Below are 13,420 nucleotides of genomic sequence, written 5' to 3'. Positions count from 1 at the left end.
TGGGGAAGGTGGTCGCCACACCGGCGCTGGTGACGGACGCGGACTTCGCGGCGGGGCGGGCGGCCGGGCTGAGCGAGGATCAGCTCTTCGAAGTCGTGGTGTGCGCGGCGGTGGGACAGGCCACGCGGCAGTACGAGGCGGGGCTGGCGGCCTTGGATGAGGCCCTCGGCTCCCTCGGCGACGGGCAGGTGGGGTGATGCGGCTGGAGATTCTGGAGCGGGGGTATCGGCCGGCGACGAAGGCGCTGTTCGCGGTGGTCCGCCTGGTCTCGCGGCAGGACATGCCCGACGCCGCGAAGCTGATGTTCTACCGGCCCGACTTCTACGGCGCACGGGCGAAGGCGTTCACCCAGGAGGCGATGCGCGGGCCGTCGGAGTGGTCGGTCGCGGAGCGGGAGTTGATGGCGGCGTACGTGTCGGCGGTGAACTCGAGCGCGTTCTGCGTGGGGGCGCACACGGCCACCGCGAGCAGGGCGTATGGCGACAGCGGGCTTGTGGCGGCGGCGTTGGAGGACGTCGAGACGGCGCCTGTCTCGGATCCTCTGCGGGCCACGCTGCGGATGCTCGGCAGATTGACGGTCGACGGGACGGTCAGCACCGGGCAGGTGCGCGGAGTGCTGGCGGCCGGGGCCACCGCGTCGCAGGTGGCGGACGCGCTCGCAGTGGGTGCGGCGTTCAATCTGACCAACCGGCTCGCCGATGCGTTCGATTTCGCCGTGCCGAGCGCGCAGGGCTTTGAGTCGGGGGCCAAGTACCTGCTCAGGCGGGGGTACCGGTAACCGGGGGACGGTGCTCGGCGGCCCACTGGCGGGCATGGGCCAGGCGCGCCGGGATCGGGGGATGGGTGGCGAACAGCAGGACCGACACCGGGTTCGGGTCGAGGTCGGCCAGGTTGCTCACGGCCAGCCGGCGCCAGGTCGTGATGACGGCGCCGGGGTCGCGGGTGAGGTCCATGCCGAATTGATCGGCGCGTCGCTCGATGCGGCGGCTGTAGGCGTTGAACAGCGGGCCGCCGATGATGCCGAGGACGGTCGCGACGGCGAGGAACTGAGCGAGGGCGCGCGGGTCCTGCGGCCCGGTGATGTGGGCGGCCGTGTGCAGGGCGTGGCTGGAGAGCGCCCAGGCGAGGACCGCGACCGAGACGATCGTGCCGACGGCGGCGACCGCCGTGCCGACCAGGACGTCCTGGCGTTTGGCGTGGCCGAGCTCGTGGGCCGCGACGCTGGCGATCTCGGGGGTGTCCAGGTGCCGGATCGTCGTGTCCCACAGCACGATCCGGCGCGTCTTGCCGAAGCCGGAGACGTACGCGTTGTCGGCCGTTGTCCGCTTCGAGGCGTCGGAGACCAGGACGTCCTGCACCTTCACCCCCGAGTGCGCCGCCAGATCGGTCAGCCGGGTGCGCAGCTCGCCGGCCTCCAGCGGGCGGAACTTGTTGAACAGCGGCTCGATCACGACCGGAAGCAGGAAGGAGAGCACGAAGACGAGCGCGACGCCGCAGGCCCCGGCGATCACCGGCCAGCTCCCCGGAGCGGCGCGGGTGATGGCGAAGAAGCCGAGCGACACCGCGGCGAACAGGATCGCGCCGATGAGGAAGCCGCGCAGCGAGTCGAGCCAGAACAGCTGCCGGGTCCGCGTGCTGAGGCCCCACTCCGTGTTGATCCGCTCGCGCCACAGCGAGAACGGCAGGTCGATCAGCCAGAACACCACGCGCAGGGCCACGGCGCCGAGCAGCGCGGTCGCGATCCAGCCTCCGCCGGCCAGGGTGCCCGCCGCGTGGACGAGGGAGCTGCCCAGCGGCGTGAAGCCGAGTACGAGCACGGCCGCGAGATCGACGGCGAGCGAGGTGTACCGCACGGGTGCCGTGGCGCGCTTGCGGGCCTTCGAGCGCGCGTATTGCTCGGGGGTGAAGTCAGGGGCGTCGAGGGCGTCCAGATCGGCGGTCACAGCACCATTGTCACTGGGTCGGGATGCTGATGTCGGATACCGAGCCCTGGAATTCCGTGATGCCTTCCGTCGTCGCGGTATCCATGGAGAAGGTCCACGAGCCGCTGCCCGCCGGGGCGCTCGCGAAGTACTCGGAGCCACTGAACGTCTGACCTGCGTTCATGTCCCAGGTCTTCGACGGGGCCTTCGTGCAGTCGCTGGCCGTGGACGAGTCCTCGCCGTTGTCGCCGATCTGCAACGTCGCCTCGCCGGCCTTGGAGCCGCCGCAGCTCCAGGTTCCGGAGACGGCGCTCGTGTAGGTGAGCTTCACCGCGACGCTTCCGTCGTTGTTCACGGTGACGCTGTCGACGTCCACCGTGTCGCCGAGGAGGTCCACCGCGATCTGCTGGTCCACCCCGTACGTGCCGGGCTTGTACGTCGTGGACCCGGAGTCCGAGCCGGACGTGGACGAGTCGGTCGCGCCGGTGGCGGTGTCGCTCGTCGCGGAATCGGTGGCGGAGTCGGTGGCCGCGCTCGACGAATGGACCACGGCGACGCCGGTCGTACCGCCGTTCGCCGAGTTGGACGAGCCGTTCTTGCCATGGTCGAGGAGCAGGACGCCCGCGATCGCCCCGGCCATCACGACCGCTCCCGCAGCGGCGAGCAGTGCGTAGAAGCCCGTGCGGCTGCGCGCGGGGGTCGGCGTCGGCACCGGCACGCCGCCGTGCATCGCGGCGAAGTCGTTCGGCGGCGTCGGCGGGAAGACAGACTGCTGATACGCGGGCGCGGGCTGCTGCGGGTGCGCGGGCTGCGGAGCCTGCACCCCCAGCGGCCCCTGCGGCGCCTGCACGGGCTGCGAGCCCAGCGCCTGCTGCAACTCCCGCTTGCGCTCGCTGAGCAGGCCCCTGACACCGTCCGGCAGCCACTGGCCGTCATGCAGCATCACGTTCGAGGACACCGACACGTGCTGCAGCAACTGCGCCGGGCTCGGGCGACGGCTCGGCTCCCGGTGCAGCATCGGCGTGACGAGCGCCTTCACGTCCCCGGGGACGCCGGTCAGGTCCGGCTCGCCGGTGGCCGAGCGGTGGGCGATGGCGAGCGGGTCGCCGGTGCCGAAGGGGCCCGTGCCACGCGCCGCGTAGACCAGCACGCAGCCGAGCGAGAACACGTCGGACAGCGCGCTCGGGTCCTTGCCGCGCAGCACCTCGGGGGCGATGAAGCCGGGCGTGCCGACGACCATGCCGACGGCCGTCAGCGACGTCTCGTCGCCCATCGCGATGCCGAAGTCGATGACCACCGGGCCGTCCGCGGCGAGCAGGATGTTGTGCGGCTTCACGTCGCGGTGCACCAGGCCGGCGCGGTGGATCGCCACGAGCGCCTCGGCCAGGCCGCCGGCCAGCGCGAAGACCGTCGCGTTCGGCATCGGTCCGGTCTTGGCGACGGACTCGGCCAGCGACGGCGCGGGCACGTACTCGGTGGCGATGTAAGGACGCTCACCCGCAGTGTCGGCGTCCACCACGCTCGCGGTGTAGAGGCCTGAGACCGACATCGCGGCCCGCGCCTCGCGCGCGAAGCGCTCCCGGTAGCCCGGCTGGTTCGCCAGGCCCGGCCCGATGACCTTGACCGCGACCGCGCGACCGGCCTGCGACGTGGCCAGGTAGACCCGGCCCATGCCGCCGTCGCCGATCACCGCGCGCAGCCGGTACGTACCGAGCCGCTGCGGATCGTCCCCACCCAATCTCAGCACGGGCGACAGCGTAGTACGAGGTGGGGACAGAGCGGGGCGGCGTTCGCCTACTCGGTGCCGCGCAGTTCCGCGGCCGCCTCGCGCGCCTCCTCCAGCAGCAGGAGCAGCTCCGCCTCGCCGACGGCCGGGTTGATCAGGCACGCGCGCAGCACCGGACGGCCGCGGTAGAGCGAGTCGGTGATGAACACCCGGCCGCGCTGCTGGATCCGCACGGCCAGGTCGCGGGTGATCCGGTCCGCCTCGGCGTCGTCGATTCCGGCGGGGGAGAAGCGGAACGCGACGATGGAGACCTCTGTATCGGCCGCGAGCTCGAAGTCAGGGTCCTTCGCGACCAGTTCGTCGAGCCGCCGTGCCGCACTCGTGCAGGCGGCGATGTCGGCGGCGACGCCGCTGCGTCCGCGCGCCGCCAGCGCGGCCCAGACCGGCAGCGCGCGGAACGGACGGGTCTGTTCGATCCCGTACTCGCTGTACCAGCCGAGCTCGTCGGCCGAATCGTCGCGCAGGTACGCCGGGACCAGCGAATAAGTGGCACGAAGCTGCACGCGGTCGCGTACCAGCAGGCATCCGACGCCCGCCGGGACCTGCAGCCACTTGTGCGGGTCGAGCGCCACCGAGTCGGCGAGCTCCATGCCCGCGTACCGGTCGGCGATCGCCGGATCCAGCACGCCGAACGCGCCGTACGCGCCGTCCACATGGAACCAGATCCCCGACTCGGCGCAGACCGCGGCGATCTCGCGCAGCGGATCGACCGCGCCGGTCGTGACCGTCCCGGCCGAGCCGACCGCCAGGAACGGCAGTGCGCCGGCCTCGCGGTCCGCCGCGATCGCCTCGCGCAGAGCAGCCGTGTCGAGGTGGCCGGCGCCGTCGTCCGCGACCACCCGCAGGTTCGCCCTGCCGATACCGAGCAGTTCGATCGCCTTGCCGACGCACGAGTGCACCTCGGCCGTGGCGTACGCGGTCAGCCGCGGCGCGCCGGACAGGCCGCGCTCGCGCACGTCCCATCCCGTGGCCAGCAGCGCGCGCTGCCGCGCCGCGCCGACCGCCACGATCGTCGCCATCGACGCGCCGGAGGTCAGCAGTCCGGCCCCGGTCTCATGCGGGAAGCCGACCAGTTCGGCGATCCAGCGCACGACGCCGCGCTCCAGGTAGACGTCCGCGTGGTCGCCGCCCGCCGAGGACGGGTTGACGGCCGCGGCGAGCAGCGCGCCGGCGATCCCGGCCGGATGCGGTGCCGCGTTCACCCAGCCGAAGAAGGCCGGATGCCCGTTCCCCATCGGGTATGCCAGCACCCGCCGCTCGATGTCGCCGAGCAGCGCGGCCGGATCCGCGCCCGTCTCCGGAAGTTCCTGGCCGACGAGCCCCTCCGCCACCCCGGCCGGCACCCGCTGCCACACCGGCCGCTCGTCCAGCCCGCCCAGGTGCGCGGACGCCGAGCGCGCCGCCGATTCCAGGAACTCCCGCACGTCCGTCATGAGCCCACCTTAAAGCCCCGTGTGGGAGGATCACTCCCGTGACGACGATCCGCTTCACCCCGGAAGAGACCGCTGCCTGGTACGCGTCGGTCCCGAAGGTCGCGCTGTCCGCCAGCGCCCTCCTGCGCGACGAGCAGGGCCGGATCGCCCTGGTGCGCAACACCTACCGCGACGGCTGGTCGCTGCCCGGCGGCGTCGTGGACGACAACGAGGCGCCCGCGATGGCCGCCGTCCGCGAGGTGCACGAGGAGATCGGCCACGCCGTGGACGGCCCGGCGACGCTGCTGGTCGTGCAGTGGGCCGGCCGGGGCCTGGGACCGGTGCAGTTCCTCAACTTCACCTTCGACGTCGGCCGCGTCGCCGACCCGGCGAGGCTGGTGCCGCAGGAGGAGGAGATCGCCGAGATCGCCTTCTTCGCCCCCGACGCGCTGCCCCAGGGACTGCGGCCCTTCATGCGGCACCGCATGGACGCGATCATCGGCGGCGGCTTCCAGGGTGTCGCGTACATCGAGGAGAACGAGACGTTCTAGGCCGGGTCTTCGGACACCGACCGCTCCTATCCGATCGGTGCCACCGCGGCGAGCTCGGCCGCGAGCTTCGGCAGCGACTCCGAGATCGGCTCCCGGATCAGCTCGGCGGCCAGGTCGTCGTACCGGGTGGGCTCGTCGTTGACGATCACCAGGTCGGCGCCGTGCATCACCGCGAGCTCGCACAGGCCGGCCGCCGGCTGCACCCGCAGCGAGCTGCCCACGGCCAGGAACAGCGCCGCGCCGCGGGCGATCGCGCCGGCCAGGCCCAGCACCTCCGGGTCCAGGTTCTGGCCGAACATGACCGTCGCCGCCTTGAGGACGCCGCCGCAGCGCTCGCACGGCGGGTCCGGCTCGCCGGCCTCGACGCGGTCGAGCACCCCGCGCATCGTCCCCGTCCAGCCGCAGCGCGAAGGCGGCCGGGTGCATACGGCCTCGAACATGTTGCCGTGCAGTTCGAGTACCTTGCGCTCGGAGGAGCCCGCCCTCTGGTGCAGGCCGTCGATGTTCTGCGTCAGGATTCTGACGGAGCGGTGCCGCTCCAGCTCGGCCAGCGCCCGATGACCCTCGTTCGGCTCGGCGCGCCACGCCGGGTTGTCCCGCCTGGCCGTCCAGGAGCGCTTGCGCAGTTCGGGATCGCGCAGATAGTCGGCGTAGTTCGCGGTCAGCTCGGCGATCGGGTTCTGCGTCCACAGGCCCTGCGGGCCGCGGAAGTCCGGGATGCCCGATGAGGTGGAGATCCCCGCGCCGGTGAGCACGGCGATCGGGCCGCGCCGCTCCCGCCAGTCCGTACGCCTGTCGGCCGTCCCCGCCTGGTGCGTGGCGTCGTTCATGGGTGCACGCTACCGAATGCGCTACTGATCCTTCACCGAAATTCCCAGAGCCTGGGCGAAGTCGACCGCGAGTTCGACGGCCTGGCTGCTCTCGATGACGGCGCCGCGCAGGTTCTGGTAGCCGTCGACGACCTCGATGACGGTGGCGTCCCGGAGGTCCACCTTCGCCAGCTTCGCCTTCGCGAACTTGCTTCCGCGCAGCGCGCTGCCCGGGAATCTCACCTCCATCAGCTTGGCGCCGGAGAAGTCGACGTCCCGCAGGATGCAGTCCTCGAACACCACCTCGTACAGCGCGGCGCCGCGGAAATTGACCGCGTCGAGCTTGCAGCGCTGGAAGACGACCCGGCGCAGCTGCGCGCCGAAGGCCTCGATCCCGGCGAGCGCGCTGGAGAGCATGGTCACGTCCAGCCACTCGCTCTCCGCGACGTCCGTCGTCAGCAGCCGCGAGCCGCGCCACCACACGTCGGTGAACTTCGCCCGCCGCAGCCGCACGGTGTCGACCTGCGCGTTCTCGAAGGCGCACTCGGTGAACCGGCTGCTGCCCACGTCCGCGTCCCGCTCGTCCGCCGACTCGAAGTGGCACAGGTCGTAGTCCCGGTCGCGCTGCAGCGGGCTCGGGCCCGGCTCCAGCGCGTGCGCGTACGGCAGGTCGGCCACGTCCTGCGGGATCTTCGTCATGCCACCACCGTAAAGGGCGCCACCGACACGCGCCGACCTACCCCCGACCCGCCTCCGGGCCGCCTCCGAGCCGCCCCCGGGCTACCCCTCGGCCATCCCGGTCAGCGCGACGATCTCCGGACCGGCCTTCGCGGGCGATCCGGCGTCGAACGGCGGCTGCGGGTCGTACTCGATGCCCAGTTGGAGCGCCTTGGCGATGTCGTCCCCGGCGATCTGCGCCGCGAGCGTGAGCGCCATGTCGATGCCGGAGGAGACGCCGGCCGCCGTGACGATCTTGCCCTGCTGCACGACGCGCTGCTCGGTGTACTTGGCGCCGGTGCTCTCCAGCAGCTTCACCAGCGACCAGTGCGTCGTCGCCTCGAGCCCGTCGAGCAGTCCGGCCCCGCCGAGCACGAGGGAGCCGCTGCACACGGACGTCGTGTAGCGCGTCGTGGCGTGGATGCGGCGTATCCACGCGAGCATCGTCTCGTCCTTCATGGCCGTCCGGGTGCCCCCGCCGCCCGGCACGACCAGGACGTCGGCCGATTCGATCTCGCTCAGCGCGGCGGCCGCGTTGATGGCGAGCGCTGGGTTGTCCGCGTGCACGAGGCCCGGCTCAGCGGCCGCGAAGGTGATCCGCGCTCCGGGGAGCGAGCGCAGCACCTCGTACGGGCCGATCGCGTCGAGCGCCGTGAAGTTCGGGAAGAGCGGAATCACGATATCCATGCTCTGAGTCTGGCCGCCGGAGCGGGATGGCGGCAATGACGCGTGGACGACAGATTCCGCCACGCCCGCGCTTACGCCACGCCCGCGCTCACGCCACGCCCGCGCCTAAGCCACGCCCGCGCTCACGCCACGCCCGCGCGGGCGAACCGCTCCCGGTACTCGTGCGGCGCGATGCCGAGCACCCGCTGGAAGGAGCGCTGCAGCGTCCGCAGCGTCCCGAAGCCGCAGACCCGCGCGATCCGGTCGAGCCCGCCGTCGGTCGTCTCCAGCAGCCGGCACGCGGCTTCGACCCGCACCGCCTCGACGTACGATGCGGGACTGCGCCCGGTCTCGGCCGGGAACACCCGCAGGAACTGCCGCTCGCTCAAACCGACGCGCGCGGCCAGCGTCGGCACGCTCAGATCGGCCTCGGGATGCTCCGCGATGTGGCCGAGCAGCTCCCGGATCGGCTCGCGCGCCGGACGCTGGGCCGTGAGCTGCGCGGAGAACTGGCGCTGATTCCCCGGCCGCTGGACGAACACGACCAGCTGCCGAGCGATCCGCCGGGCCAGGGCGCTGCCGAGGTCCTCCTCGACCAGCGCGAGAGCGAGGTCGATCCCTGACGTGACCCCGGCCGACGTCGAGATTTCACCCTGACGGATGAAGATCGGATCGGCGTCCACCACGACGTTCGGGTACCGCTCGGCCATGTCGGCGGCGCGGGTCCAGTGCGTCGTGGCACGGCGTCCGTCCAGCAGCCCGGCCTCGGCCAGCAGGAACGAGCCGTTGCAGACCGAGGCGATCCGGCGCACCCGCGTGGCCGCGTCCCCGATCCACGCCGCGTACGCCGGATCGGCCAGCGCCGCGTCCATCCCGCTGCCGCCGACCACGATCAGTGTGTCGGCACCCGAGAACGGCCGTGCCGCCTCGGCGTGCACCGAGAGCCCGCTGCTCGACGTGAGCGGGCCGGGCTCGAAGGCGAGCGTGCGCAGCGTGTAGGTCCCGCGCGTGTGCCGCTCGGCCTGGGAGAAGACCTCCAGCGGGCCGGTCAGGTCGAGGATCTGGAAGTCCGGGAATGCCAGGAAGACGATGTCGCGCGGCATCTCACACCGGCGCGTTCGCGGTGAGGCCCGTCGCGATGGCTTCGAGCCGGTCCGCGTACTCGATCCGCGCGCGCCAGCCGTCCGGGAAGGCGTCGATCCCGTACGCCGCGCCCGCGAACGCGCCGGCCAGCGCCGCGATCGAGTCCGAGTCGCCGGACGTCATGGCCGCGCGCCGCAGGGCCGCGTGTGGATCGTCCGGGAACAGCAGGAAGCAGAGCAGCGCCGTGGCCAGCGCCTCCTCGGCGACCCAGCCCTCGCCGGTAGCATCGCAGGGGTCTGTCTCGCGGTCGGCGGCCTTCAGCGCGGCGGCGACCTTCTGCAGCGCGGCGATGTTCTCGTCCCAGCCGCGGACCATGAACGACTCGGCCGACCCGTCCTGGCTGCGCTTCCACAGGTCGCCGAGCCAGCCGTAGTGGTAGACCTCGCGCTGTTCCTCGGCACGGGCCAGCAGCGCGCTCACCAGGTCCTCGGGCCGCATGCCGCCGAGCAGCCACCAGGTCGCGTACGCCGTCAATTCGCTCGCCGCGAGGCCGGTCGGATGCCCGTGGGTCAGTGCGGCCTGCAACTGCGCGGCGCCCGCCCTCGTCGACGACGAGATCCCCTCCACCAAGCCGACCGGCGTCACGCGCATGTTCGCGCCGCAGCCCTTCGAGCTGGCCTGCGTCGCCCTGAGCCACGGCAGGCCGTCCGCGAGCCCGGCGCACGCGCGCAGGCACGTCCTGCCCGGCGCGCGGTTGTTGTCGGGGGACCGGGCCCACTCCACGAAACGCCGCGACCAGACCGGCGCCAGAGTCTCGGCCGTCAGCGCGGCGCCCGCGACTTCGACGAGGCCTTCGCCGACGGCCAGGGCCATCTGCGTGTCGTCCGTGACGAGCGCGGGCTCCGGCAGCTCGGACGGCCCTTCGGGGCCGAAGCGCCGCTGGATCTGGGCCACCGAGAGGAACTCCGTGTCCTTCCCCAGCGCATCGCCGTAGGCCAGACCGAACAACGAACCCGTGACCCGCGAGACCTCGACCGTCATGGAGTCGATCGTACGGTCTCCGTCACGGCCGCCGCGGTGACCGTGTCAGTGCTCGTGCGCTTCCCGCGCACGGTCACCATCACGCCGGCCTTCAGATCGGTGCGGCTGAACGGATGCGTCTTCGTGCCGTAGCGCGTTGCCGCCTCCAGGTTCACCGTCACCGTCTGGCCGGTCGAGAAGACCGTGCCGGTGAACGAATCAGTGCCCACGGAAACGATCGTCACCCGGAACACCGTGCCGGCGCGCTTGGCGGTCGACTTCGGCGACGCGGACGGCGACGGGGTCACCCCGCTCGGCGCCGTGCTCGCCGCGGGAGCCGAGGACGACCCGAACGCCAGCCAGGCGCCGAGGCCGATCACGCCGGCCACCGCCACCGCGCCGGCGAAGATCAGCACCGAGCGCGTCCGCTGGGGCTTCGGCCCGGCCTGCGCGGGCTGCGCGGCGAAGACGGCCTGGGCGGGGAAGGCGCCGGTCGGCTCGGGGCCGGCCACGTACTCCTGCGGGAACTCGTACTCCTGCGGGAAGACGTGGGCGCCCTCGGCCTGCTGCTGCGCGCGCTCCTCGGCCTGCCGCGCCCGGAAGGCGTCGAACTGGCCGATCGGATCCTCGTTCTCGTCGCTGGACATGGCACCAGTGCACCGGATCGGCCGTAAGGACCGCGTCAGAGTCTGCGCCCGCGCCGCGCCGCAGGTGGAAAACCGCTTGCCGGGACCGGTTCCGCTCTGCCAGCCTCGGCATTTCGCCCTTTTCCCACTGCAGCCGACCGCTCGCCCTGTGGAGTCCCGCATGCGCGTGTACCTGACCGCTGTCCGATTATCGCTGCGCCGCTACCTGGCCTACCGCTCCTCCGCGGCCGCCGGCGCCTTCACCAACACCGTCTTCGGCTGCATCCGCGCCTTCGTGCTGATGGCGCTCTGGAAGCAGAAGCCTGAGATCGGAGGCTGGGACCTGGCCGACGCCGTCACCTACGCCTTCCTCACCCAGGGGCTGCTGGCCCCGATGGGCGTGTTCATGACCAGCACCGAGCTCGGCCCGCGCATCCGGACCGGCGACGTGGCCGTCGACCTCTACCGCCCGGTCGACTTCCAGACCTGGTGGCTCTCCCTCGATCTCGGCCGCGCGCTCGGCGGCGGCCTGCTGCGCACCGTGCCGCCGGTGCTCTTCGGCGCGCTGCTCTTCCCGGTCCGGCTGCCGTCGAGCCCGCTGCGCTGGACCGAGTTCGCGGTCTGCTGCGCCCTCGGCTACCTGATCAGCTTCGGGCTGCGCTACCTCGCCAGCCTGGCCGCGTTCTGGACCATGGACGAGCGCGGCATGAGCTCGATCCTGGTCGCGCTCGGGATGTTCTGCTCCGGGCTGATCATCCCGCTGAGCGTCGTCCCCGGCGCGCTCGGCACCGTCCTGCTGCACACGCCGTGGGCCGGGATCATGCAGATGCCGATCAACGTGCTGCTCGGCACGCAGAGCGGCGGCGTCGGCTACGCGCTCGCCTTCGGCACCTTCTGGGCCGTCCTGCTGCTCGCCGCCGGCCGGATGCTCACCGACGTGGCCAGGCACAAGGTGGTGGTCCAAGGTGGCTGATACGACCACGGAGCCGGACGACCGGCCGCTGTGGGGGCCGACCGCCTACCTCCTGCTCGTCCGCATCTGGATGCGCGCCGCGTCGCAGTACCGCGTCTCGCTTCTGCTCACCACGGTCGCGCAGCTCTTCACGACGTGCCTCGACCTCATCGCGATCCTCGTCATCTACTCGCACGTGCGGACGATCGGCGGCTTCACGCTGCCGGAGACCCTCTACCTCTACGGCACCACCCGCCTCGCGTTCGCGGTGTCCGACGCCCTGGCCAGCGGGGTGGAGAACCTGGCGACGATGATCCGGCTCGGCAACTTCGACCTCGTCCTGATCCGCCCGGTCAGCTCGCTCGCCCAGGTGCTGGCCGACCAGTTCACCCCCAAGCGCTTCGGCAAGCTCGCCGCGCCCGTCCTCACCCTCGGCTGGGCGATCGACGCGCTGCCGCTGCACTGGACCGCGGCCAAGGCGGCGGTCGCGATCGGCACGGTCGTATGCGGCCTCGTCCTCTACTGCGCGCTCTGGGTGCTCACCGGCTGCATCAGCTTCATCGCCGTGGACGCCCAAGAGGTCGCGAACAGCTTCACCTACGGCTCCGAGAACGCGACCGAGTACCCGCTGAGCATCTTCGGCAGGCCGCTCGGCCTCGCGCTGACCTTCGTGCTGCCGGTCGCCTTCGTCACCTGGCAGCCCTCGCTCTACGTGCTGGGCCACCCCGACCCCTTCGGCCTGCCGGAATTCCTGCGCTTCGCCTCGCCGGCGGCCGCCGCGGTGCTCTCCGGGCTCGCGGCGCTCGCCTGGCGCGCCTGCATCCGCCACTACCGCTCGACCGGGAGCTGAGCCGCCGTGACCACGACTTCGACCACCGACCCGATCATCCTCGCCGAGGGCCTGACCAAGGCGTTCGGCTCCAGTCCCGGCCGGTTCCGGCGACGGCGGACCACGGACGGCGGCTTCACGGCCGTCGACGGCATCGACCTGCGCATCGCGCCCGGCGAGCTGGTCGGCTACATCGGCCCGAACGGCGCGGGCAAGAGCACCACCATCAAGATGCTGACCGGCATCCTCACCCCGACCTCCGGCCTGCTGCGGGTCGCCGGATTCGAGCCGCAGCGCGACCGGGTCCGGCTGGCCCGGCGGATCGGCGTCGTCTTCGGCCAGCGCACGACGCTCTGGTGGGACCTGCCGCTCAAGGACTCGTTCACGCTGCTGCAGCGGCTCTACCGGATCCCGCCGGACCGCTTCGGCGAGAACCTCGCCTACTACACCGCGGCGCTCGACCTCGGCGAGTTCCTGGACAGGCCGGTCCGCCAGCTCAGCCTCGGCCAGCGGATGCGCGGCGACATCACCGCCGCGCTGCTGCACGACCCGGCCGTGGTCTACCTCGACGAGCCGACGATCGGGCTCGACGTCGTCTCCAAGCACGCCGTGCGCGAGTTCCTCAGCGACCTGAACCAGCGCACGGGCACCACGATCCTGCTCACCACGCACGACATCGCCGACATCGAACGCCTGTGCTCGCGCGTCGTCGCGATCGACCACGGCCGGGTCACCTACGACGGCTCCATCGACGACCTGCGCGCGGACCGCGACCTGGAGACCGTGGTCCGCGAGCTGTATCTCGGGAGATCGCTGGTTGATACAACCGAGTGAGTGAACGGCGTGCCTCCGCGATCACCTCGCCCGGGAGGGTGACGATCAACTGAAGATCTTCAGGCGAGGTGCGGAGGTGCCCGATGAGCGGCTCGGCGAAATCGAGGCACAAGGGCCGGCCCCGGCGCGGGCCGGCCTACCGCCCGGCCGTCCCCGGACAGCGCCACCAGGCGGCGTCCGCCGCGTCTGAGACTCACCCCGCAGTCCCCGGCC

General features: G+C 72.0%; 14 protein-coding genes and 1 pseudogene. 6 read left to right on the top strand and 9 right to left on the bottom strand.

Annotation, left to right across the window (positions count from 1 at the left end):
* Both KDK95_RS31360 and KDK95_RS31355 read left to right on the top strand, forming a co-directional pair.
* Nucleotides 1-197 (top strand): annotated as a pseudogene (locus KDK95_RS31360) (hypothetical protein); the annotation flags it as partial.
* On the top strand, nucleotides 197-778 hold the full coding sequence (locus tag KDK95_RS31355; RefSeq protein ID WP_212521964.1) for a carboxymuconolactone decarboxylase family protein: 582 nt from the start codon (nucleotides 197-199) through the stop codon (nucleotides 776-778). The pseudogene KDK95_RS31360 and the gene KDK95_RS31355, both read left to right, overlap by 1 nt.
* On the opposite strand, the gene KDK95_RS31350 is transcribed toward KDK95_RS31355, so the two are convergent.
* Genes KDK95_RS31350 through KDK95_RS31340 form a run of 3 tightly spaced genes read right to left on the bottom strand, consistent with a single transcriptional unit; the run spans nucleotide 759 to nucleotide 5,141 of the window.
* Nucleotides 759-1,943, bottom strand: a complete 1,185-nt coding sequence (locus KDK95_RS31350; protein WP_212521963.1) for a M48 family metallopeptidase — start codon at nucleotides 1,941-1,943, stop codon at nucleotides 759-761. The genes KDK95_RS31355 and KDK95_RS31350 overlap by 20 nt on opposite strands.
* A 10-nt stretch (nucleotides 1,944-1,953) precedes the next feature.
* Complete coding sequence (locus KDK95_RS31345; protein ID WP_212521962.1) at nucleotides 1,954-3,669, bottom strand: serine/threonine-protein kinase; 1,716 nt, start codon at nucleotides 3,667-3,669, stop codon at nucleotides 1,954-1,956.
* A gap of 47 nt (nucleotides 3,670-3,716) precedes the next feature.
* A complete protein-coding gene (locus KDK95_RS31340) occupies nucleotides 3,717-5,141 on the bottom strand; it encodes a pyridoxal phosphate-dependent decarboxylase family protein (protein ID WP_212521961.1) in 1,425 nt (474 codons plus the stop codon).
* A gap of 38 nt (nucleotides 5,142-5,179) precedes the next feature.
* On the opposite strand from KDK95_RS31340, the gene KDK95_RS31335 reads away from it, so the two are divergent.
* Nucleotides 5,180-5,671 (top strand): NUDIX domain-containing protein, encoded by a 492-nt coding sequence (locus KDK95_RS31335; protein WP_212521960.1) that lies wholly within the window; start codon nucleotides 5,180-5,182, stop codon nucleotides 5,669-5,671.
* 26 nt (nucleotides 5,672-5,697) lie between these two features.
* On the opposite strand, the gene KDK95_RS31330 is transcribed toward KDK95_RS31335, so the two are convergent.
* The 6 genes from KDK95_RS31330 to KDK95_RS31305 form a co-directional block, all read right to left on the bottom strand.
* Nucleotides 5,698-6,501, bottom strand: a complete 804-nt coding sequence (locus KDK95_RS31330) for an SIR2 family NAD-dependent protein deacylase (protein ID WP_212521959.1) — start codon at nucleotides 6,499-6,501, stop codon at nucleotides 5,698-5,700.
* A 21-nt stretch (nucleotides 6,502-6,522) separates the two neighbouring features.
* Nucleotides 6,523-7,179 (bottom strand): pentapeptide repeat-containing protein, encoded by a 657-nt coding sequence (locus KDK95_RS31325; RefSeq protein ID WP_212521958.1) that lies wholly within the window; start codon nucleotides 7,177-7,179, stop codon nucleotides 6,523-6,525.
* An 81-nt stretch (nucleotides 7,180-7,260) separates the two neighbouring features.
* A complete protein-coding gene (locus KDK95_RS31320; RefSeq protein WP_212521957.1) occupies nucleotides 7,261-7,884 on the bottom strand; it encodes a DJ-1/PfpI family protein in 624 nt (207 codons plus the stop codon).
* Between the two features lie 122 nt (nucleotides 7,885-8,006).
* Entirely contained in the window at nucleotides 8,007-8,966 is a 960-nt protein-coding gene (locus KDK95_RS31315) for a GlxA family transcriptional regulator (RefSeq protein WP_212521956.1), read from the bottom strand.
* A gap of 1 nt (nucleotide 8,967) precedes the next feature.
* Nucleotides 8,968-9,987 carry an ADP-ribosylglycohydrolase family protein gene (locus KDK95_RS31310; RefSeq protein WP_212521955.1) on the bottom strand — a complete coding sequence of 340 codons (1,020 nt, stop codon included), beginning with the start codon at nucleotides 9,985-9,987 and terminating at the stop codon, nucleotides 8,968-8,970.
* Nucleotides 9,984-10,613 (bottom strand): hypothetical protein, encoded by a 630-nt coding sequence (locus KDK95_RS31305; RefSeq protein WP_212521954.1) that lies wholly within the window; start codon nucleotides 10,611-10,613, stop codon nucleotides 9,984-9,986. Before KDK95_RS31305 ends, KDK95_RS31310 begins: the two co-directional genes overlap by 4 nt.
* Before the next feature lie 160 nt (nucleotides 10,614-10,773).
* Here KDK95_RS31305 and KDK95_RS31300 point away from each other — a divergent pair, with 160 nt between their 5' ends.
* The 3 genes from KDK95_RS31300 to KDK95_RS31290 are packed head-to-tail and all read left to right on the top strand — an operon-like array spanning nucleotide 10,774 to nucleotide 13,207.
* Nucleotides 10,774-11,565, top strand: a complete 792-nt coding sequence (locus KDK95_RS31300) for an ABC transporter permease (RefSeq protein ID WP_212521953.1) — start codon at nucleotides 10,774-10,776, stop codon at nucleotides 11,563-11,565.
* Complete coding sequence (locus tag KDK95_RS31295) at nucleotides 11,558-12,394, top strand: ABC transporter permease (protein WP_212521952.1); 837 nt, start codon at nucleotides 11,558-11,560, stop codon at nucleotides 12,392-12,394. Before KDK95_RS31300 ends, KDK95_RS31295 begins: the two co-directional genes overlap by 8 nt.
* A 6-nt stretch (nucleotides 12,395-12,400) precedes the next feature.
* Nucleotides 12,401-13,207: an ABC transporter ATP-binding protein gene (locus tag KDK95_RS31290; RefSeq protein WP_212521951.1), complete on the top strand. Its 807-nt coding sequence runs from the start codon at nucleotides 12,401-12,403 to the stop codon at nucleotides 13,205-13,207.
* The last annotated feature ends 213 nt before the right edge of the window (nucleotides 13,208-13,420 follow it).

It is taken from the genome of Actinospica acidithermotolerans (assembly GCF_018139625.1).
GTDB lineage: Bacteria > Actinomycetota > Actinomycetes > Streptomycetales > Catenulisporaceae > Actinospica > Actinospica acidithermotolerans.
Note: the sequence above shows the minus strand (reverse complement) of the source record. Positions and strands in the feature narration are given on the sequence as shown.

Coding starts and splice junctions, on each gene's coding strand:
- KDK95_RS31325 (WP_212521958.1), bottom strand. CDS start 7,179: ATGACGAAGATCCCGCAGGACGTGGCCGACCTGCCGTACGCGCACGCG.
- KDK95_RS31355 (WP_212521964.1), top strand. CDS start 197: ATGCGGCTGGAGATTCTGGAGCGGGGGTATCGGCCGGCGACGAAGGCG.
- KDK95_RS31310 (WP_212521955.1), bottom strand. CDS start 9,987: ATGACGGTCGAGGTCTCGCGGGTCACGGGTTCGTTGTTCGGTCTGGCC.
- KDK95_RS31300 (WP_212521953.1), top strand. CDS start 10,774: ATGCGCGTGTACCTGACCGCTGTCCGATTATCGCTGCGCCGCTACCTG.
- KDK95_RS31320 (WP_212521957.1), bottom strand. CDS start 7,884: ATGGATATCGTGATTCCGCTCTTCCCGAACTTCACGGCGCTCGACGCG.
- KDK95_RS31340 (WP_212521961.1), bottom strand. CDS start 5,141: ATGACGGACGTGCGGGAGTTCCTGGAATCGGCGGCGCGCTCGGCGTCC.
- KDK95_RS31330 (WP_212521959.1), bottom strand. CDS start 6,501: ATGAACGACGCCACGCACCAGGCGGGGACGGCCGACAGGCGTACGGAC.
- KDK95_RS31305 (WP_212521954.1), bottom strand. CDS start 10,613: ATGTCCAGCGACGAGAACGAGGATCCGATCGGCCAGTTCGACGCCTTC.
- KDK95_RS31315 (WP_212521956.1), bottom strand. CDS start 8,966: ATGCCGCGCGACATCGTCTTCCTGGCATTCCCGGACTTCCAGATCCTC.